At 72.0% G+C, this 20,613-nt stretch carries 15 protein-coding genes and 1 pseudogene; 8 read left to right on the forward strand and 8 right to left on the reverse strand.

All coding sequences use genetic code 11. The features are described 5' to 3' along the window. Positions 1 to 17: 17 nt before the first annotated feature. The gene (locus AB0M76_RS28990) at positions 18 to 401 is read right to left on the reverse strand and encodes a hypothetical protein (protein WP_365955674.1); all 384 of its coding nucleotides are present in this window, start codon (positions 399 to 401) and stop codon (positions 18 to 20) included. A gap of 218 nt (positions 402 to 619) precedes the next feature. Between AB0M76_RS28990 and AB0M76_RS28995 the strand changes: the two genes are divergently transcribed. Continuing rightward, positions 620 to 1,981, forward strand: a complete 1,362-nt coding sequence (locus AB0M76_RS28995; protein WP_266629799.1) for a glutamine synthetase family protein — start codon at positions 620 to 622, stop codon at positions 1,979 to 1,981. 86 nt (positions 1,982 to 2,067) lie between these two features. After that, positions 2,068 to 2,736: a histone deacetylase gene (locus AB0M76_RS29000; protein ID WP_365955675.1), complete on the forward strand. Its 669-nt coding sequence runs from the start codon at positions 2,068 to 2,070 to the stop codon at positions 2,734 to 2,736. A gap of 62 nt (positions 2,737 to 2,798) precedes the next feature. On the opposite strand, the gene AB0M76_RS29005 is transcribed toward AB0M76_RS29000, so the two are convergent. Further along, entirely contained in the window at positions 2,799 to 4,898 is a 2,100-nt protein-coding gene (locus AB0M76_RS29005; RefSeq protein WP_365955676.1) for a PIG-L family deacetylase, read from the reverse strand. A gap of 207 nt (positions 4,899 to 5,105) precedes the next feature. Continuing rightward, a complete protein-coding gene (locus AB0M76_RS29010) occupies positions 5,106 to 7,145 on the reverse strand; it encodes a PIG-L family deacetylase (RefSeq protein WP_365955677.1) in 2,040 nt (679 codons plus the stop codon). 577 nt (positions 7,146 to 7,722) lie between these two features. Here AB0M76_RS29010 and AB0M76_RS29015 point away from each other — a divergent pair. Then, positions 7,723 to 10,710 (forward strand): bifunctional [glutamine synthetase] adenylyltransferase/[glutamine synthetase]-adenylyl-L-tyrosine phosphorylase, encoded by a 2,988-nt coding sequence (locus tag AB0M76_RS29015; RefSeq protein WP_365955678.1) that lies wholly within the window; start codon positions 7,723 to 7,725, stop codon positions 10,708 to 10,710. 43 nt (positions 10,711 to 10,753) lie between these two features. Here AB0M76_RS29015 and AB0M76_RS29020 read toward each other — a convergent pair whose 3' ends face one another. Both AB0M76_RS29020 and AB0M76_RS29025 read right to left on the reverse strand, forming a co-directional pair. Beyond that, complete coding sequence (locus AB0M76_RS29020; protein ID WP_365955679.1) at positions 10,754 to 12,196, reverse strand: hypothetical protein; 1,443 nt, start codon at positions 12,194 to 12,196, stop codon at positions 10,754 to 10,756. Positions 12,197 to 12,267: 71 nt separating this feature from the next. Then, a complete protein-coding gene (locus AB0M76_RS29025) occupies positions 12,268 to 13,065 on the reverse strand; it encodes a helix-turn-helix domain-containing protein (protein ID WP_365955680.1) in 798 nt (265 codons plus the stop codon). A gap of 409 nt (positions 13,066 to 13,474) precedes the next feature. Here AB0M76_RS29025 and AB0M76_RS29030 point away from each other — a divergent pair, with 409 nt between their 5' ends. The 5 genes and pseudogenes from AB0M76_RS29030 to AB0M76_RS29050 all read left to right on the forward strand — a co-directional run. Further along, positions 13,475 to 14,323 (forward strand): helix-turn-helix transcriptional regulator, encoded by an 849-nt coding sequence (locus AB0M76_RS29030; protein WP_365955681.1) that lies wholly within the window; start codon positions 13,475 to 13,477, stop codon positions 14,321 to 14,323. Further along, positions 14,320 to 14,577: a DUF397 domain-containing protein gene (locus tag AB0M76_RS29035; protein ID WP_365955682.1), complete on the forward strand. Its 258-nt coding sequence runs from the start codon at positions 14,320 to 14,322 to the stop codon at positions 14,575 to 14,577. Before AB0M76_RS29030 ends, AB0M76_RS29035 begins: the two co-directional genes overlap by 4 nt. Continuing rightward, positions 14,574 to 15,749 carry a hypothetical protein gene (locus AB0M76_RS29040; RefSeq protein ID WP_365955683.1) on the forward strand — a complete coding sequence of 392 codons (1,176 nt, stop codon included), beginning with the start codon at positions 14,574 to 14,576 and terminating at the stop codon, positions 15,747 to 15,749. Before AB0M76_RS29035 ends, AB0M76_RS29040 begins: the two co-directional genes overlap by 4 nt. Positions 15,750 to 15,777: 28 nt before the next feature. Beyond that, entirely contained in the window at positions 15,778 to 16,377 is a 600-nt protein-coding gene (locus tag AB0M76_RS29045) for a hypothetical protein (RefSeq protein ID WP_365955684.1), read from the forward strand. Positions 16,378 to 16,459: 82 nt separating this feature from the next. Then, positions 16,460 to 16,717, forward strand: a pseudogene (locus tag AB0M76_RS29050) (amidohydrolase family protein); the annotation flags it as partial. Positions 16,718 to 16,724: 7 nt separating this feature from the next. Here AB0M76_RS29050 and AB0M76_RS29055 read toward each other — a convergent pair. The 3 genes from AB0M76_RS29055 to AB0M76_RS29065 all read right to left on the reverse strand — a co-directional run bounded on the left by AB0M76_RS29055 (position 16,725) and on the right by AB0M76_RS29065 (position 20,437). Then, entirely contained in the window at positions 16,725 to 17,615 is an 891-nt protein-coding gene (locus AB0M76_RS29055) for a phosphatase PAP2 family protein (RefSeq protein WP_365955685.1), read from the reverse strand. A 93-nt stretch (positions 17,616 to 17,708) separates the two neighbouring features. Next, on the reverse strand, positions 17,709 to 18,782 hold the full coding sequence (locus tag AB0M76_RS29060; RefSeq protein WP_365955686.1) for a LacI family DNA-binding transcriptional regulator: 1,074 nt from the start codon (positions 18,780 to 18,782) through the stop codon (positions 17,709 to 17,711). A gap of 26 nt (positions 18,783 to 18,808) precedes the next feature. Beyond that, positions 18,809 to 20,437, reverse strand: a complete 1,629-nt coding sequence (locus AB0M76_RS29065; RefSeq protein WP_365955687.1) for a glycoside hydrolase family 13 protein — start codon at positions 20,435 to 20,437, stop codon at positions 18,809 to 18,811. Between the last annotated feature and the right edge of the window lie 176 nt (positions 20,438 to 20,613).

Genomic DNA, 20,613 nt, shown 5'->3' on the forward strand with positions numbered 1-20,613 from the left:
TACGGCGCCCGGACCCGTCAGGTCCGCAGCACTTGCAGGGCATGGAGGTCGGGGGCCCGGGCGAGCGTCCCGTGCGGCCGGGCCGGCCCGCCGCCGGCGGCGCGCCCGACGGGATCCGGGGCCGAGCCCGCCACGGTCACGGCGGGCGGCGGGGCGGTCAGTACGCCGGGGGCCACGTGCGAGAAGGGGGAGCAGCCGGGCGGCTCGTCGGGGGACACGCAGACGGCGCGTGTCCCGTGCCCGCCGGCGGGCCCTCGTACGGCCGACACGCCGGTCGGGGCCGTCGCGGCGGTCGCGCCGGACACGGCGGTGACGGCGTGCGGCTCACCCGGCCGTACGCACAGGAACAGCGCTCCGAGCAGCACGCAGAGGGCGACCGTGATGACGGCGCGCCGAGGCATCCGACGCCCTGCGCGCCCGCGCCGCATGTGCTCCCAGCCCCCCATGGGCGCAGATGGTAATGCTCATGACGGGCCTGAGGTCAGTGCGGGGGTGCCACGAGGTTTCGGAGGTGCGTAATGTGGCGGAAACCACGGCTGGCGATACTGGGCCCGCCCGACTGTGCCCCCGCCCTCGGGGGAGGTGGTGCACAGGCCGTCTGAACTGCGAGGATGAAGGCATGGACAAGCAGCAGGAATTCGTCCTCCGGACGCTCGAGGAGCGCGACATCCGGTTCGTGCGCCTGTGGTTCACCGACGTACTGGGCTTCCTGAAGTCCGTCGCGGTCGCCCCCGCCGAGCTGGAGCAGGCCTTCGACGAGGGCATCGGCTTCGACGGATCGGCCATCGAGGGCTTCGCGCGGGTGTACGAATCCGACATGATCGCCAAGCCGGACCCCAGCACGTTCCAGATACTGCCGTGGCGCGCCGAGGCCCCCGGGACCGCCCGGATGTTCTGCGACATCCTGATGCCGGACGGGTCGCCGTCCTTCGCGGACCCGCGGTACGTCCTCAAGCGCATCCTGAACAAGACCTCCGACCTGGGCTTCACCTTCTACACCCACCCCGAGATCGAGTTCTTCCTGCTGAAGGACAAGCCGCTGGACGGGACCCGCCCGGTACCGGCGGACAACTCCGGCTATTTCGACCACACTCCGCAGAACGTCGGCATGGACTTCCGCCGCCAGGCGATCACCATGCTCGAATCCATGGGCATCTCGGTCGAGTTCAGCCACCACGAGGGCGCCCCGGGCCAGCAGGAGATCGACCTCCGCTACGCGGACGCGCTCTCCACGGCGGACAACATCATGACCTTCCGCCTCGTCATGAAGCAGGTCGCGCTCGAGCAGGGCGTCCAGGCCACCTTCATGCCGAAGCCGTTCTCCGAGTACCCCGGCTCGGGCATGCACACCCACCTCTCCCTCTTCGAGGGGGACCGCAACGCCTTCTACGAGTCGGGCGCCGAGTACCAGCTCTCCAAGGTCGGCCGCTCCTTCATCGCGGGCCTCCTGAAGCACGCGGCGGAGACGGCCGCGGTCACCAACCAGTGGGTCAACTCCTACAAGCGCATCTGGGGCGGCTCCTCCCGCACGGCCGGTTCCGGCGGTGAGGCCCCCTCGTACATCTGCTGGGGCCACAACAACCGCTCGGCCCTGATCCGCGTCCCGATGTACAAGCCGGGCAAGACGGGCTCCTCGCGGGTCGAGGTCCGCTCGATCGACTCGGGCGCCAACCCGTACCTGACGTACGCCGTGCTCCTCGCGGCGGGCCTCAAGGGCATCGAGGAGGGCTACGAACTCCCGGCGGGCGCCGACGACGACGTGTGGGCCCTTTCCGACGCGGAGCGCCGCGCGATGGGCATCGAACCCCTCCCGCAGAACCTCGGCGAGGCCATCGCCCTGATGGAACGCAGCGAACTGGTCGCCGAAACCCTCGGCGAGCACGTCTTCGACTTCTTCCTCCGCAACAAGAAGCAGGAGTGGGAGGAGTACCGCAGCGAGGTCACGGCCTTCGAACTCCGCAAGAACCTCCCGGTGCTGTAAGGGCAGGTCAGAGCCTTGTCCGGGCCGGAACACCACTCGGGGCCGACGGCGCGACGCCGTCGGCCCCGAGGTGCGAGGACACGCGTATGACCGTGCACACCGCGACGCCGCTCGACGGGGCGCTGCCCGTGCCCGAGCGGGTCTGGTACGCCTCCTACGGCTCCAACATGCACATGGACCGCCTGGCCGCGTACATCGCCGGGGGGACCCCCGCCGGCGCGGCGCGTACCTATCCGGGCTGCCGGGACCGGCGGGCGCCGGAGCGCTCGCTCGCGGTCGAGCTGCAAGGCCGCCTGTACTTCGCCACGGAGTCCGCTGTGTGGGGCGGGGGCCGCGGGCTGTACGACCCGACGGCTCCGGGGTGGATGCGCGGGCGGGCGCACCTGGTGACGGTCGGCCAGGTGTCCGACATCGCCGCGCAGGAGATGGGCGACGAACCCGGGACGGACCTCGACCTCACGGCGGCGCTGCGGCACGGCCGCGATGAACTCGGGCCGGGGCGGTACGAGACGCTGATCTGCCCCGGCACGATCGAGGACATCCCCGTCCTGACGTTCACCGCGCCGTGGACGCTCGGCGAGGTCGACGTACTCCCGCCCTCTGCCGTGTACCTGCGCTACCTGGCCGGCGGCCTCCTGGAGTCCGGCCCCTGGGAGGAGCAGGACATCGCCGAGTACCTGGCCGCCTGCCCGGGCGCCGCCGGTCACTGGACGCCCGAGCAGGTACGGGAGTTGCTGATCTCCGGGAGCTGCTGATCTCCGGGAGTTGCCGACTTCCGGGAGTTGCCGACTCCGGCCTCGACCGGTGACGGGCGGGGTTACGCCGGCGGGACCGCCCGGTGCCAGGTGGTGCGGGAGGGGTGGGCGGGGTCCGGGGTGGCGGGCGGGGTCGTGGTGATGTGGAGTTCGGCGTCCAGGCCCAGGACCGCCGTCGTCGTCGCGCCCGCCGGTTCGAGGATGCCGGCCGGGGCGCCGGCGAAGAGCATCTTCGATTCCGTCCACGCGGGCGGGCCGCCGAGGCCCGTCGTGCTGACCGTGCCCGTGTCCGCGCGGCCCGACAGGAGGCGGCCCGCGACGCCGACCGCGCCGTAGCCCGCCCGGCCGCCGGCCTCCGAGACGCTGGAGACCTGCGGTTTGCCGGGGCCCGCCGTGACCAGGGCCGTACGGACGACCCCCGAGTCGGGGCGGCGGAAGTAGAGCCGGATGCCCGCGCCCTCCGGGGCCGCCGAGAGCGGGACCGTGGTGGCGGGCAGGCCCGTCTGGAACGGTCCCTCGAGCGGGGCCCCCGGGGCGGGCTGGGTCCAGGCCAGGACCGACTTGGTGGTGGTCGCGTACACCTGGCGCCGCCCGGCGGCGTCGACCGCCGTCACCGGGTCGCTCTGCAGGTCCTCGCCGCCCAGGCGCTGCCAGGGGCCGAAGATGCCGTCCGGCTGCTGTTCGCGGGCGCGCAGCGTGCGGCGGGAGTCGCGGACGTAGACGGTCAGCCGGCCGTCCGCGGCGACGGCCGCCGAGGGCGCGCTGATGGAGGAGGTGCCCTCTTCGTCGGCCTCCTCGGGGGTGCCGAGCGACTGCCACGGCCCGAACGGGCCGTCCGGCGCGGCCTGGACGGCGTACACGATCTCGCGCCGGTAGTCCGCAGGCGCCGGGCCGAAGCTCGTACGGGTGGCGAGGACCGCTATGCGGCCGTCGGGGAAGCGGGCGGTGCTCGCGCCCGGGTCGATGCCGGTGCCGGGGAGCAGGACCGGGCCGGTCCAGCCGGCCGGGCCGTCCTGCCGGGTCCAGACGGCCATCCGGCCGTCCAGGGCGGCGAAGGCGTAGAGCCGGCCGGGGGCGCCCGCCACCAGCCAGGAGGTGGTGTCGGCGCGGGCGTAGCGCAGCGACTGGGCCCAGTTGCGGCCGGTGGGGCTGCTCGCGACCTTGCGGTCGCCGCAACCGGAGGGGCTGCCGCAGTAGTTCTGGTGGTCGAGCCAGGCGTACGTCTTGAGGTAGCCGATCTTCATCTCGGCCGTCTGCGGGTCCAGGGCGTGCGGGAGGGTGCCGTTGTGGTAGCCGAGGTAGTTCTGCACCGAGAACCGCGGGCGGTCGCCGACCTGGGCGGCGTACGCGGCGGTGGCGGCCTGCACGAAGCGGGCGCCGTACATGTGGTCCTGGTGGTCGGTGTACTTGCCGGTGTCGTGGTACCGGCCCGGCGTCGGGTCCTGCATGCGTATCGTCGTCGGCTTGTAGACCCCGAGCAGCCCGGCTATCGCCTGTATCACCTGGTCCTTGGTGTACGTGTACGGCTGTTTGGCCGGGCTTCCGGAGGACAGCTGGGCGCCGAGCGCGGGTATCTTGCCGTTCCACAGGCCGCGCAGGCTGTCCGGGTTCTCCGCGGTGGGGTTGCGGGCCTCGCGCAGCTGCAGCCAGACCAGGTTGACCTGCGGCCGGGCGATCAGCACGTCGAGCTCGGCATGGCCGCCGCCCGCGGTGGGTATGACCGTGCGCTTCCACGGGCTGGTGCGGTCCCCGGTGGCCATCTGGGCGTACGCGGAGCGGATGCCGTTCTGCCGGGCCTCCGCGTAGTGGGCGCGGTCGGCGGGCTGCTCCGGGTCCTTGGCGCCGGCCCCGTTGGCCTCGTTGCGGCCGTCGGCCTCGCCGGAGGTCAGGTAGACGGTGGTGAGTTGGAGCCCGGCCGTCAGCGAGCGGCTGAGGTCCGGGTTCATGAAGAACAGGTCGTCGTCGGGGTGGGCGACGACCTGGACGACCGATCCGGAGGTGGTGCTCGCCGGGAGTGCGACGGCACGGGACCCGGTGCCCTGTTCCTGGGTGGCCTCGGCCGACGTCTGCTGGCCGGTGGCGACGGCGAGCACGCCGGTGGCACCGACGGTGAGTACGGGAAGGAGGGCCGCGAGGAGGAAACGGCGACGGGCAATCGGCATCGGTCACGCCTTGGGGTCGTTCCGGGCGGGAAGAACGGCAGTTCAGTCAGCTCAGTCAGTGAGAGGCCAAATCGGGGGACTTGGTTCACCGATGGGCCCGATGACTCCTGCTTTCCGGAAACGACCGGATGCGATTGTGGCGTGTGACCTTTTGATCCGTGTAAGTGCCCAGGATGTGGACGCACTTGGTCCGCCGGAGAAGGACTCTCAGCGGCCCGTGTTCCGCGGCCCCACCGGCAGCCACGGCGCCAGGTGCGCGTTCGCGTCGTCCGCCGAGGAGGTCACGTACAGCCGCGCGTCGAGCCCCACCACCGCCAGGCTGACCGTGTTCCGGCCGGTCGTCGTGGAAGACGGGGCCCCGACGAACATCAGCGGCGACCGCTCCCACGGCCGCCCCGACCCGAGGTCCGAGCCCAGCTGACCGCCCGCCGAGCGGCCGGCCAGCACATGCCCGCTCGCCGCCACCGCGCCGAAGCCCTGGAGCCCGCCGAGGTCGGTGAGGTGGTTGACCTTCAGCCCGCCGTCGCCCGTCACCAGGGCGGTACGGACGTTGCCCGAGCCCGGCTTGCGGAACCACAGCCGCACGCCGCCCTCGCGCCCCTCCGCGGTGAGCGGCAGCGTCGTGTCCGGCAGCCCCGTGGGCGTGGCCGGTCCCAGCGGCGCGCCCGGCTTCGGCTGCGCCCAGCCCAGCACCGACTTGGTCGTGGCCGCGAACACCATGCGCCGCCCGGCGCCGTCCGTGGCGGTGACCGGCGTGCCGTGCAGGTCGGCGCCGCCGAACTGCGCCCACGGGCCCCAGGTGCCGTTCGCGAGCTGCACGCGCCCGCGCAGGGCGGACGCGCCGTCGCGGACGTACGCCGCCAACTGGCCCGTGCCGTCGACCGAGACGGCGGGGGCGCTGATGTCGGAGGTCCAGTTCTCGTCCGCGCTCTCGGGCGTGCCCAGCGACTGCCAGTCCCCGAACTCCTCCGTGCCCGGGCCCTTCTGGACGACGTACCCGACCTCGCGCCGGTAGTCCGTCGGCCGCGCGCCGAAGGAGGTACGGGTGCCGAAGGCGGCGATCCGCCCGTCCGGCAGGGTGACGGTGGAGATGCCCGGGTCCATGCCGGTGCCGGGCAGCAGGCGCGGCCCGCTCCAGGCGCCGATCGGGCCGGACCGGTGCCAGACGGCGACCTGGCCGTCGAGCACCTTGAAGGCCCACAGGCCGTGCTCCTTGTCGGAGGTCAGCCAGGAAGTGCCGGTGCCGCGGGCGTAGTTGACGGTCGAGGTCCAGCCGTTTCCGGCGGGGTGGTCGGCCACCTTGAGGTCGCCGCAGCCGGCGTCGCTGCCGCAGTGGTTCTGCCGGTCCAGCCAGGCATAAGTGTCAAGGATGTCCAGCTTCGCCTTGGCCTCGTCCGGGTCCAGGGCGCTGGGCAGAGAGCCGTTGGAGTAGCCGAGGTAGTTCTGCACCGCGAAGTGCGGGCGGTCCTTGACGTCGACGCCCTTCGCGTACGCGGCCAGGGCGGCCTGGACGAAACGGGCCCCGTAGAAATGGTCCTGATGGTCGGTGTACCGCTTGTCGGGGAACCGGCCGGGCGTGGGGTCCTGGGCGCGGACGGTGGTCGGCTTGTACTGCTCCAGGACGCCGGCGATCGTCTGGACGACCTGCTCCTTCGAGTACGAGAACCGCTGTTTGACGGGGGTGCCGGAGGCGAGCTGCGCGCCGAGCGCGGATATCTTGCCGTCCCACAGGCCGTGCAGGCTGTCCGGGGCGCTGTCGTAGACGGTGCCGGCCTCGCGCAGCTGCAGCCAGACGAGGTTGACCTCGGGCTTGGCGACGAGCACGTCGACCTCGGCGTGGCCGCCGCCCTTGGTGGGGACGACGGTGCGCTTCCAGGCGCTGCTGCGGTCGCCGGTGGCCATCTTGGCGTAGGCGGCGCGGATGCCGTTCTGGCGGGCCTCGGCGTAGGCGGGCTTGTTGGGCGGGGTGGAGGCCTGCTTGCCTTCGGTGGCGTTGATGCCGTCCGCCTCGCCGGCGGTGAGGTAGACCGTGGTGACGGGGTGGCCGGCGGCTATGGAATACCGCAGGTCCGGGTTCATGAAGTACAGGTCGTCGTCGGGGTGGGCGACGATCTGCAGCACCCGGCCGGGGTCGGGCGCGTCGGCGGTGGCCGCGGGGGCGGCCTTCCCGTCGGCGATGCCTCCGCTCGCCTCGCCGGCGCGGAGCACGAACACGCCGCAGGCGGCGATGGCGGCACAGAGCCCCACGCCCTTGACGACCCGCCCCCCATTGCGCCGCCCCCGGCGTCGCGAGGATCCGGCCCTGCCGGCACGGTGGGAGGCCCGCCCGCTGCCCGATCCGGCGTCGGCGCGGCGGCCGGCGGCTGCGGCTGCGTCTGCGGGGACGGCGGTACGGGAACGCCGTGCGGCTCGGCGGCCGCCGGGAGTGGGCGGCCGGTCGGTGTCGGAACGGCGCGAAGCGCGCCCGGTGGGCTGGTCGGTGGCCCCCGACCGGTGGCCCGGCCGAGCGGCTTCGGGCCCCGCCGGGCCCCATGACCCTCCGGCCTGTCCCGGATACGGCGAGGCTCCCGGGTCGTTGGGAAGCCAGGGGCCCGGGGCGGGGGGTCCGTCGGGCATGTGCGTCCTTGGGGGCGGTCGGGCGGGGAGCGGGCCCGAAGGAGGGGCACGTAAACGGAATGGGATGTTCCGAATAAATATTCAGATAATCCGATAATCCGCCCCATGATACGTGTCCACCCACGCCGGTGAGTCGAACGCCTGCTCCGGCTAGGCTCCTTCCAGGCACGCTTGGGCAGTGGCGGCGACGTACGCGGGAGGCGGCGGGATGACAGTCCCGGGACGCAGGAGCAGCACCTTCATCCGGCTGCTGCGCAGCGGCTTCACCGACCCCTCGGCCGCGGCCCGGCTGCTCGACTCCGAGGCGCTGGCCTCCGTACGCACCGACCCGGTGCTCCTCGACGCCCTCGGGGCGACCGCCGATCCGGATCTCGCCCTCCTCGGGCTGGTCCGGCTCGCCGAGGCGCAGAGCGACGACGAACGGCCCGTACTCCTCGACACCCTCGTCAGCGCCAAACCGCTCCGCGACCGCCTCCTCGGCGTGCTCGGCGCGTCCGAGGCGCTCGCCGACCACCTCGCCCGCCACCCCCGCGACTGGCACGCGCTCGTCACGTACGAGGCCGCCGACCTGCATCCCGGCCTCGCCGAGTTCGAGCACGGGCTGAGCCAGGCCCACGACCCCATCGCCCTGCGCGTGGCCTACCGCCGCTGCCTGCTCTCCATCGCCGCCCGCGACGTCTGCGGCACCATCGACGTCGCCCAGACCGCCGCCGAGCTCGCCGACCTCGCCACCGCAACCCTCCGCGCGGCCCTGCGGATCGCGTCCGCCGCCGCCCCCGGCGACGCCGCCGCCTGCCGGCTCGCCGTCATCGCCATGGGCAAGTGCGGCGGCAACGAGCTGAACTACGTCTCCGACGTCGACGTCATCTTCGTCGGCGACGCGCCGAACGGAGCCGACGAGGCAAAGGCCGTCCAGGCCGCCACCCGCCTCGCCTCCCACCTCATGCGCATCTGCTCCGAGACCACCATCGAAGGCACCATCTGGCCCGTCGACGCCAACCTGCGCCCCGAGGGCCGCAACGGCCCCCTCGTCCGCACCTTGGCCTCCCACCTCGCCTACTACCAGCGCTGGGCCAAGACCTGGGAGTTCCAGGCCCTGCTCAAGGCCCGCGCCGTGGCCGGCGACCCGGACCTCGGCGCCCAGTACATCGACGCCATAACGCCCCTCGTCTGGCAGGCCGCCGAACGCGAGAACTTCGTCGCCGACGTCCAGAAGATGCGCCGCCGCGTCGTCGACAACATCCCCGCCTCGCAGGTCGACCGCGAGCTCAAGCTCGGCCCCGGCGGCCTGCGCGACGTCGAGTTCGCCGTCCAGCTGCTCCAGCTCGTCCACGGCCGCAGCGACGCCGGCCTGCACTCCGGCAGCACCCTCGACGCCCTGCACGCCCTCGCCGCCGGTGGCTACGTCGGCCGCACCGACGCCGCCCAGCTGAACGACGCGTACCGCTTCCTGCGCGCCATGGAACACCGCATCCAGCTCTACCGGCTGCGCCGCACCCACCTCGTCCCCGAGGACGAGGCCGACCTGCGCCGCCTCGGCCGCTCCCTCGGCCTGCGCACCGAACCCGTCGTCGAGCTCAACAAGGCCTGGCGCCGGCACGCCTCCGTGGTCCGGCGCCTGCACGAGAAGCTCTTCTACCGGCCGCTCCTCGACGCCGTCGCCCAGCTCACCCCCGGCGAGACCCGGCTCTCCCCGCGCGCCGCCGGCCAGCGGCTCGAAGCCCTCGGCTACGCCGACCCGGCCTCGGCCCTGCGCCACCTCGAAGCCCTCGCCTCCGGAGTCACCCGCAAGGCCGCCATCCAGCGCACCCTGCTCCCCGTCATGCTCGGCTGGTTCGCCGACTCAGCCGACCCGGACGCCGGCCTGCTGAACTTCCGCAAGGTCTCCGACGCCCTCGGCAAGACCCCCTGGTACCTGCGTCTGCTCCGCGACGAGGGCGCCGCCGCCGAGAACCTGGCCCGCGTCCTGTCCGCCGGCCGGCTCGCCCCCGACCTGCTGATGCGCGCTCCCGAGGCCGTCGCCCTGCTCGGCGACCCCGGCGGGCTCGGACCCCGTACGCACGAGGCCCTGGAGCAGGAGGTGCTAGCCGCCGTCGGGCGCGCCGACAGCCCCGAGGCCGGCGTCGCCGCCGCCCGCGGGGTCCGCCGCCGCGAGCTCTTCCGTACGGCCGCCGCCGACATCATCCGCTCCTACGGTACGGAGGACAGCCCGGCCGAGGAGGACCCCGGCGCCCTCGTCGACCGGGTCGGCAACGCCGTCTCCGACCTCACCGCCGCGACCATCGCCGGAGCCCTGCGCGCCGCCGTCCACGACCACTGGGGCGAGACCCTGCCGACCCGCTTCGCGATCATCGGCGTCGGCCGCTTCGGCGGCCACGAACTCGGCTACGGATCCGACGCCGACGTCCTGTTCGTCCACGAACCCCGCGAGGGCGTCGACGAACAAGAAGCCGCAAAAGCCGCCCAGGCCGTCATCGCCGAAATGCGCAGGCTGCTCCAACTCCCCACCGCCGACCCGCCGCTGCTCATCGACGCCGACCTGCGCCCGGAAGGCCGCTCCGGCCCGCTCGTACGCACCCTGTCCTCGTATGCCGCGTACTACCGGCGCTGGTCCCTGACCTGGGAGAGCCAGGCCCTGCTGCGCGCCCAGTCCGTCGCGGGCGACGCCGAACTCGGCGCCCGCTTCATCGAGCTCATCGACCCGCTGCGCTACCCGGCGGAGGGCCTTGGCGAGGACGCCGTACGGGAGATCCGCCGCCTGAAGGCCCGCATGGAATCCGAGCGGCTGCCACGCGGCGCCGACCCCACGCTCCACACCAAACTGGGCCGCGGCGGCCTCAGCGACGTCGAGTGGACCGTGCAGCTGATCCAGATGCAGCACGCCTGGTCGGAGCCCGGCCTGCGCACCACCCGTACCCGCGAGGCCCTGGCCGCCGCCCACGCGGCCGGGCTGATCCCGGCCGAGGAGGTGCAGATCCTGGACGAGGCCTGGGTGCTCGCCACCCGGGTCCGCAACGCGGTGATGCTGGTCCGCGGCCGGGCCGGGGACACCTTCCCCTCGGAGGCCCGGGAACTGGCAGCCGTCGGCCGCTACCTCGGCTACGCGGAGGGCACGGTCGGCGAACTGCTCGACGACTACCGCCGCATCACGCGCCGCGCGCGGGGGGTCGTGGAGGACCTCTTCTACGGAGCCTGAGCGTTGTCCTGAGCCCGACCCGAGCCGGGCTCCCCAGCCGGACTCAGGAGCGCTTCGCGGCCAGCAGCGAGGCGTAGGGGATCGCAGTGTTCCCCGAGAAGTACTCGTCGACGCCGTACCTCTCCGCGGACTCGGCGTCGGACGACAGATGGCCCCTGGAATCGAACGAGGAAATGCTGGTGGCGAAGCCGCTGTCCGTCTTGGTGATCCATCGGTCCGAACTGATGTAGCGCGGCCTGCGTGTCACGTTGAGGATGTTGTTGTTGTGGTGCACCCTCGCGTGGTTCATGACGTAGTCGGGGCAGGGGGTGGCGGAGCAATCGAAGAACCTGTCCGTCTTCTCGCGCCATGAGAAGATCGGAAACTTGAATCTTTCGTCCATCTTTCCGCGGTCCGCCCTCAGGAATGCGACCGATGCGGAGGTCGAGACGAGGTCGTACGTTGCGTCCGTGGGGATGTGGACCACTCGCTCGGTGGTGAAGGTGGTTCCGGGCGCGATCCAGGCGCCCGTCGGGGCGACCGGTCCGGCATCGACATTCCGGTACCCGACGGGCCGCATGTGAAGCTCCGTGTTGATCCCCAGCTCCGCATCGGCCCGCCAGTCCTTCTGGTCCGGCTCGGTCTTCTTCCCGTCGAATACGGACTGCCGTCCCTGAACCCGGTAGTTGCTGTTGAGGATGTAGGCGGGAACGACCCCGTCGTTCACCACGCGGAGCTTGACCGGAAGATAGATGAGGGGGAGTTCGGGATCCCGGGTCGGCGTCCCGAATTTCGCCTCCACCTTGAAATGGAAGAGCGCCGCGTAGGGCTGGTACAAGGCCGAGTAGGAGAAGTTGGCCAGGGTCAGCAGAGCGGTCGCCACCACACCCGCGGTGAAACTCTTCGGATGGGCGATCCCTTTCCAGGCCCGCTCCCGCCAGATCGCCCACACCGCCCACAGACACCAGAGCGAGAGCGCGACGAACACCGGCAGGTACGGAGTCCACTCCCGCTCTTCGAACCAGACCGCCAGCAGCAGGCCCTCCGTCGCCACCGCGATGAGCACGCCCACCATCACCAACGCGCCCGAGTACCGCAGGGTCCGCTTCCCCCAGAAGTCGAACACCGCAGCCGCCGCGACCGCCTGCACGGCTCCCGAGAGCACGAACAGGAATCCGGTCAGACGCCCCGCGAAGGTCAGTGCGCCCAGCGCGTCCACCATGCCGATGTCGGCGAGGAGGAGCGCGGACACGATCAGCCCGGCGGCCATCAGCGCGATCGTGGCGCGCCGGCGTCCCGCGTGGTCGGGCCAGGTGGCGCTGTCCGCCCCGCGCCAGGACACGGCGGCCCGGTCCTCCAGGTCCATGTCACCCGGCAGTCCCGCGCGGTGCAGCTGCCTGCGCAGATCACGCTGCGACCAGGCGCTGCCCGCCGGTGCGCCGTCGATGGTGACCTGACGCAGACCGCGCTCGTCGGGCGCCTGCACCACCACCCTGCGCCTGCTCATGCACCCACCCTCAGGGCCCCGCCGGGGGAGCGCACCCGGGGTTACTCCAACCGCCCACACACCCGGCGGGTCTACGCCGCCCGCGCGTCCGCGGGCGGGCAGTCGCGGCAGCGGCCCGGGACGGGTGAGCGGAAGGCGCGGTCGCAGCCGTCACAGGTACGGAGGGGATGGATCTCGCGGTCCGTGGGTACGGGGTGCGCCGGGGCGGGGTCCGGAAGCCGGGGCGGGACCAGTTCCCGTAGACGGTGGGCGAGCAGGGCCGCCGGGGAGTGGATGGACACCACCGGCAGCGAGCGGGTCAGGACGGCGGCGACGGCGCTCGGGGTCAGCCCGCGCTCCAGCCACACGGCCGCCGCGGGCGCCAGCCGTACGGTGTCGCGCGTGGACAGCACCAGCCGGGGATCGCGCAGCCGCAGCCGGGCCAGCAGTTCCTGGGCTTGGAGCTCGACTTCGGAGGCGGCCGGGGCGGGTTCGGGTTCCGGTTCAGGCTCCGGGTCGGGGTCCGGAGTCTGCCTCCGGGCCGGTGCGGGTGCCGTTGCGGGGGGCGGGACAGGGCGCTCCGCCGCCTTCAACCGCCTTGCGGGCGGGTTGTTGTACGACACCGTACGGGTGACGATCTGTCCCGAAGGGAGCCGCTCCCGGGTACGGGAGAGGTAGCCGTGGGCTTCCAGTTCCCGCAGGGCCGAAGCGATGCGGGTCTCGCCCTCGGTGAACCGCTGCGCCAGGGCCTTGATCGACACATCGGCGCCGGTGGGCAGGGACTGGATGTAGGTGGACAGGCCGATCGCCGTCAGGCTCAACTCGCTGTGCTGGGCGAGGTGGTTGCCGATCTTGACGTAGCGCTCGGGCTGCCGGTCTTTCTCGTGCATGACACCGGGCCTCGCAATGCGGTACGGAGCGCACGAGGGCGCGCTAAGCTGCTGTTCAGCCACGGGAAGACTCCTACTTCCTCAGCGGCGAGGCCCTCGGGCGGGATTGCCGTCCCGTGCGGGGGCCGTTCGCGTTTATGGGGGTTGTCTAGAGCCAGACTGCCTGGTGAATTGTCATATGCGCCAGCCAGGTTGGGGTGATTCACCCATCCGGGTGAGAGGGGGAGGGGGGAGGTTGGGAGAGGTCATTTCCCCCGGTTGTTTATCTTTAGGCGTCGAGCGGTTCCGGATATTGGCCCACCGGGTCGTGGAAACCTCGATCCGGTGAAAACGGATTTCCTGATTCACGTGACTCGGCGCGGCCACCCGTGCGTAGCCTGAACGGAGTTGAAGGCCAACGGAGGTGGCAGTGAGCGCAGAGGGCACCGATGAGTCGAGCTGGGCACTCGACCCGGATGACGAATCGGGGGCGGTCGTGGCGGCGGTGGGACGCCAGTTGAAAATGTGGCGGGAGGCGGCCGGACTCGACCGATCCACTTTCGCTGAACAGATGGGTTACGGGGCGGACCTGACCCGCAAGATCGAGAGTGGCACCCGCATTCCGCGTCCGGAGTTCCTGGACAAGGCGGACAAGGTTCTTGGAGCGGGCGGGAAGATCGCCGCGATGAAGGTGGACGTCGAAAAGGCCCACTACCCCAAGAAGGTGCGGGATCTGGCCAAGTTGGAATCCGAGGCTGTCGAGATCGGATCCTACGAATACGTGGTGGTGACAGGGCTGCTCCAGACAGAGGAGTACGCTCGCGCCCTATTCGGCCTCAGGCGCCCCATGTTCTCGGAGGATGAGATTGAGCGCCTGGTCACGGCGAGGATGCAGCGTCAGAAGATCCTCCGGCAGCATCCGGCCCCGCTGCTGAGCGTCGTGCAGGAAGAGGCTGTTCTCAGGCGGCCCATCGGGGGCAAGATGGTGCTGCGTCGCCAACTGGAGCACCTGTTGGAGGTCGGCAGCCTGCGGAACGTGGAGATCCAGGTCATGCCCATCGCGGTGGAGGAGCATTCCGCGCTCGCCGCTTCGTTCAAGGTCATGCGACTCAGGGACGGGACGACGGTCGGGCACAACGACGTTCAGATGGCCAGTCGTTTGATCACCGATCCCAAAGAGGTCCAGATCCTCGACATGCGATATGGCATGATCCGGGCACAGGCTCTGACGCCTCGTGAATCGCTGACGTTCATCGAGAAGGTCCTGGGGGAGACATGAGTATCAAGCCATCGGCCGAGGGCCCTTCCGTACTGACTTGGGCGAAGAGCAGCTACAGCACCAACGACGGGCCTGAGTGCGTCGAGGTCGCCTGGACCAAGAGCAGCTACAGCACCGCCGACGGAGCCGACTGCGTCGAGGTCGCCCGGATCCCCGGGACCATCCTCGTCCGGGACTCCAAGAGGCCCGAAGACGGGCGGCTGGCCGTCACTCCGGCTGCCTGGATCGGGTTCGTCACTCACGCCACCGCGTGACGGCACTGGGTTCGGCCGTCAAGGCCGTTGTCCGCTACCGGCGGCCGGATCCGGAGTGCTGGGAGGTCGTCGTCAGGGCCGCCTGCAATCCCCTGGGCAGCAGCTGGGACGCAGCCAAGACGGTGGCCCAGGCCGGCTCCGCCGTTTCCGCGCACGCCGATCGGTTGGCCAAGGCCCTCGCCACGCGGCTCGGGAACGTCGAGGAGCTCGCGCTCGCCCTGGCAGGGATGGGTGACGTCCGGGCGCTGCCGGCGCTGGGGCGCATTGCGAAGGACAACCGGCTCCCGTACAACCGCCCTTGGGCCCCCCGCCTCGCCGCGCTGCCCGCCGCGGACCTGCTCCCCTCGATCCTGCCCGGCCTGCGGAGCGAACCGCCCCCGCACCAGGCGGGCTTCATGCTCGAACTCCTCGCGCTCTTGGGCCCGGCCTCCGCGCCCGCCGTGCCCGAGGTGGTCCGGTACCTGGAGACGCCGTACGCCTACGACGCCCTGCGCGTCCTCGGCCGGATCGGTCCCGCTGCGGCCGTCGCCGCGGACCGGCTGGCCGAGTACGCCACCGGCCGGGCCGAGCTCGCGGGCCGCCACCACCCACGGATGGCCGCCTGGGCGCACTGGAGGGTCACCGGCGACCCCACCCTCGCCCTCGACGTGTGCGGGGCGGCCGTGGGATCCGGGAGCGGCAGCCACGGTCTGCCCTTCCTCGCCGATCTCGGCCCGCTGGCCGCCGCGCACGCGGACACCGTGCGCGGCCTGTTGGAATCCCCCGGCGCGTGGACCCGGGTCGCCGCGGCGCACGCGTACTGGCGGATCACCGGAGACCCGGAACCCGCCGTACCGGTGCTGCTGGCGGAGGTGGACCCGGTCTGGACCGGGAACCCGGCCCTGCCGACCCGGGAAGCCGTCCGCCGTCTCGGCGCGATCGGCGCCCCAGCCGCCGCCGCGGCGCCCCTGCTGCGCCGGATCCTGGCAGCCGAGAAACGTCTCAGCCACCCCTACGACGGCGTGCGGATCCTCGCCGACGAGGCCTACGTCCGCACCCTCACCGAGGCCCTGGAACGGATCGGCCCGAGCGCGGGCCCCGTACCGGCATCCGCGGCGCCCGTGCCCCCTGCCCGGCGCGGGCTGCTGGAGCGATGGCGGGGGCCGCGCACGGCAGGTCGTCCCCGCTCCTGAAAGCGCCCGCTGCCGTCCGGAGCGACCATTGCCTCATGGACGCCGTTGCGTCGGCGTTCGCAAACGACGCGATCTCGAGGCTCTCGAAGAACCCCTGGTCCCGTTCCGCCGACCGCACGTCACCACCCTCCAGCGCTCCGTCCGCACCACCGACCTGGACCGCGCGTACGACGCCGTCCACCGGACCCTGGCCGCGACCGACACGAGCACCCTCTCCTACCGGGCCGTCGCCATCGGACACGCCGACGGGGGCGTGCCCGGCCAAGGCCTCGCGGTCATCCTGCTGCGACCCGGTCCGCAGGTCCTCGCCTTCCAGGCCGCGCTGCCGGCCGCGATCACCCCGTTCACCGGGTCCGGCGGCACGCCCGCTGCCTTCGTCACCGACCCCGGCGAGTCCATCAGCCAGAGCACCCTCGACTGGGTCGACGGCTACGTCCCCGCCCAGATCGGGCCCGGCCGGTACACCGCCCACATCACCGTCGGCTTCGCCACCCTCGACGACCTCGAGGCCATCGAGGCCGAGCCGCTCGACGCCTTCACCGTCCGCCCGGCCGCCGTCGCCGCCTACCAGCTCGGAAACAGCGGAGCCGCCCGCAAGCTCCTGCGGACCTGGCCCACTCCGGCCTGACCGATGCCCACAGGCACCCCGTCTGGGGTATCGAGATGGCCACCGGAACCGACCTCTCCGCCGTCCGGGACCTCGACCAGCTGTGGCCATCGCCCGCAGCCCGCTGGGCGCGGCCGCCGCCGGACCCGCCCTGACGGGGCTGATGGCCCTGGAGGGCATGACCTCGCACGCCGCGCTCGCGGCCGGGGAGCAGCAGGTGGCGGGCCGGATCGCGGCCGGCTTCCGGGCGGATCTGACGGCCTTCGCGCTCGACCCGGTGGACACCGCCCCGGACGAACTGGCCGAGGCCCCGATCCGGCTCACGATGTCGGGCGGCCGGATCACCCACCGCGGGGTCTAAGCCGGGTCTAAGCCCTGCGGAACCGGTTCAGCAGGGCCGCCGTCGCCGGGTGCGGGTCGGTGGTCTCGGGCTCGCGCGGCAGCCGGTGCGGCAGCGAGCCGTACCAGCTGCGCGAGACCGTGTAGCCGAACGCCAGGCAGAGCATGCCGCCCACGGCGTCCAGCCAGAAGTGGTTGGCGGTGGCCACGATCACCACGAGGGTGGCCGTCGGGTAGAGCAGGCCGAGGATCCGGGCCCAGGGGGCGGAGGCGACCGCGAAGATCGTCAGCCCGCACCAGAGCGACCACCCTATGTGCATGGAGGGCATGGCCGCGTACTGGTTCGACATGTGCTTGAGGTTGCCGGAGGCCATGGAGCCCCAGGTGTGGTGGACCAGCACGGTGTCGACGAAGCTCTGCCCGTTCATCAGCCGGGGCGGCGCGAGCGGGAAGAAGTAGTAGCCGACCAGGGCCACGCCCGTGGTGGCGAAGAGGACCAGGCGCGTGGCCGCGTAGCGCCCCGGATGGAAGCGGTAGATCCAGACCAGGACGCCGATGGTCACGACGAAGTGGAGCGTGGCGTAGTAGTAGTTCATGCCGACGACCAGCCACGTCACCGAGTTCACGGCGTGGTTGACCGATTGCTCCACCGCGATCCCGAGGGTGCGCTCGAGGTCCCACAGCCAGTCGGCGTTCGCGAGGGCGTCCGTCTTCTGCTCGGGCACCGCGTTGCGGATGAGCGAGTACGTCCAGTAACTGACCCCGATGAGCAGGATCTCGAACCAGATCCGGGGCCGGCGCGGGGCTCGCAACCGGGACAAATGGGTGCGCTGATCGCCCGGACGAGTCTGGCTCTCGGTCACCTCGGGTGACGAGACTTCCGTCCGGGTTTCCAGTGTCTTCACGCTCGATTCACCCATGGGGAAAGAGTCTGCCAGATGCGTTCTCGCCTCCGATCATCCCTCGGGAGGGTCTCCGGCGCAGCGGCTCACCCCTGGGGACGAGACGGTCCCCTACTCCCCCAGCCTTCGGCCGGGAGGTGCCCCCAGCCTTCGGCCGGGAGGTGCCCCCAGCTGCGGACCGGAGGCGGTGGATCCGCGGACCACCAGTTCGGGCAGGAAGACGAACTCGCTGTGCGGGGCCGGCGTACCGCCGATCTCCTCGAGGAGCGTGCGGACCGCGGCCTGCCCCATGGCCTGCACGGGCTGCCGGATGGTGGTGAGCGGCGGATCGGTGAACGCTATGAGAGGGGAGTCGTCGAAGCCGACGACCGAGACGTCCTGCGGCACCCGCAGCCCCTGCTGCCGGGCCGCCCGGATCGCCCCGAGCGCCATCATGTCGCTCGCGCACACGATGGCCGTGCAGCCGCGCGAGATGAGCGCGGCCGCGGCGGCCTGCCCGCCCTCCAGCGTGTAAAGGGAGTGCTGGATGAGCTCCTCGACCTCGGCCTCGTCGAGGCCGAGCCGCTCCTTCATCCCGAGCCGGAAGCCCTCGATCTTGCGCAGGACGGGCACGAACCGCTTGGGTCCGACCGCGAGCCCGATCCGGGTGTGCCCGAGCGCGGTCAGGTGGGTCACGGCGAGCTGCATCGCGGCGCGGTCGTCCGGCGAGACGAAGGGGGCCTGCACCTTGTCGGAGAACCCGTTGATGAGGACGTACGGAACGCCCTGCCCGCGGAGTTGGTCGTAGCGGCCCATGTCGGCGGTGGTGTCGGCGTGCAGCCCGGAGACGAAGATGATGCCGGAGACCCCGCGGTCGACCAGCATCTCGGTGAGCTCGTCCTCGGTGGACCCGCCGGGCGTCTGCGTGGCCAGCACCGGCGTGTACCCCTGCCGGGTCAGCGCCTGGCCGATGACCTGCGCGAGCGCCGGGAAGATGGGGTTGTCCAGCTCGGGGGTTATCAGGCCGACGAGCCCCGCGCTGCGCTGGCGCAGCTTGACGGGGCGCTCGTAGCCGAGCACGTCGAGCGCGGCCAGCACGGACTCGCGGGTGCCTGCGGCCACACCGGGCTTGCCGTTGAGCACGCGGCTGACTGTGGCTTCGCTGACCCCCGCCTGGGCTGCGATGTCGGCTAGCCGTGCGGTCACGGGATTGGACTGTACCGGTCCCCGGCTCACAACGCCCACCACGTGCACGAATCCGGGGGTAGCAGCACGGTCCGGCCGTCCGTCTCCACCGGCGCGCTGGAGAGTACGGGGCGCCCCGGCGAGGGCAGTTCCAGCGGCTCGGGCCGGCTGTTGAGGGTGCACGCGAAGCCGGGCCGGGTGAAGAGGAGGACGCCTGCGGGTGCGGACAGCCAGGTCAGCGGGCCCGCGTCGGGGGAGCCGAGGCCCGGCAGTGCGCGGCGCAGCTCCAGGGCGGCGCGGTACAGCTCGAGGGTGGAGTGGGGGTCGCCGGTCTGGGAGGCGACGCTCAGCGGGGCCCAGTCCGCGGGCTGCGGGAGCCAGCTGCCGGCCGGGCCGAAACCGTACGGGGGCCGCTCGCCGGACCAGGGCAGCGGGATCCGGCAGCCGTCGCGCAGGCCGTCCTGCCCGGCGGTGCGGAGGAAAGCGGGGTCCTGGCGTACGGCGTCGGGGAGGTCCGCGACCTCCGGCAGGCCGAGCTCCTCGCCCTGGTAGAGGTACGCCGACCCGGGCAGCGCGAGCATCAGCAGCGCGGCGGCCCGCGCCCGGGCCAGGCCCTGCGCGCCGCCGCCGTAGCGGGTGACATGGCGTACGACGTCGTGGTTGGACAGCACCCAGGTGGTGGGGGCGCCGACGGCGGCGGTGGCGGCCAGGGACTCGTCGATGACGGTCCGCATCGCCCGGGTGTCCCACGGGCAGTTCAGGAAGCGGAAGTTGAAGGCCTGGTGCAGCTCGTCGGGCCGGACGTACAGGGCGAGCCGCTCAGAGGTCGGCGCCCAGGCCTCGGCGACGCCGATGCGCGGGCCCGGGTAGGAGTCGAGCAGCCGCCGCCAGGAGCGGTGGATCTCGTGGACGCCGTCCTGGTCGAAGAAGGGGAGCGGCTCGGTGCCGATCAGGGTGGCCTGGGCGCCGCGGCCGATGTCGGGCAGGCCGGAGGCCTTGACCATGCCGTGGGCGACGTCGATGCGGAAGCCGTCGACGCCGAGGTCGAGCCAGAAGCGCAGGACGGAGGCGAACTCCTCCGCGACCTCGGGGTGCTCCCAGTCCAGGTCGGGCTGCTCGGGCGCGAAGAGGTGCAGGTACCACGCGCCGTCCGGGGTCCGGCTCCAGGCGGGCCCGCCGAAGACGGACTCCCAGTCGTTGGGCGGCCGCTCCCCGCGCGGTCCGCGCCCGGGGCGGAAGTGGTACCGGGCCCGGGCCGGGCTGCCCGGCTCCGCGGCGAGGGCCTCCTGGAACCAGGCGTGCCGGTCGGAGGTGTGGTTGGGGACCACGTCCACGATGACCCGCAGCCTCAGCGCGTGGGCGGCCCGGACGAGCTCGTCGGCGTCGGAGAGGTCCCCGAAGAGCGGATCGACGGCCCGGTAGTCGGCGACGTCGTAGCCGCCGTCGGCCTGCGGGGAGACGTAGAAGGGGGTGAGCCACACGGCGTCGACCCCGAGCCGGGCCAGGTGGGGCAGGCGCGTGCGCACCCCGCGGAGGTCGCCGATGCCGTCGCCGCCGCTGTCCGCGAAGGACCGTACGTACACCTGATAGATGACGGCATCGCGCCACCAGCCGACACTTTCGGTCGCCTTGCTGGAAGCGCTTGCAAGCCGGGATGCGGTCAGCTCATGGGTCATACCGGTGTCAACGCGGGTACATGCCCCCTGGTTGCGGGCCTGATGACCCGAAGGAAGTTCGAACAACCAGCAAGCAGCGGCAACCGTCAGGACACACGGATGTAACGATCGGCCCTGCTTGCAGAAAATTGCCGCAAGCTCTTTCGGTCGGCTTTCAGGCTTGTTACGTTCCCTGC

This window comes from Streptomyces sp. NPDC051364 (assembly GCF_040682115.1).
Classification (GTDB): domain Bacteria; phylum Actinomycetota; class Actinomycetes; order Streptomycetales; family Streptomycetaceae; genus Streptomyces.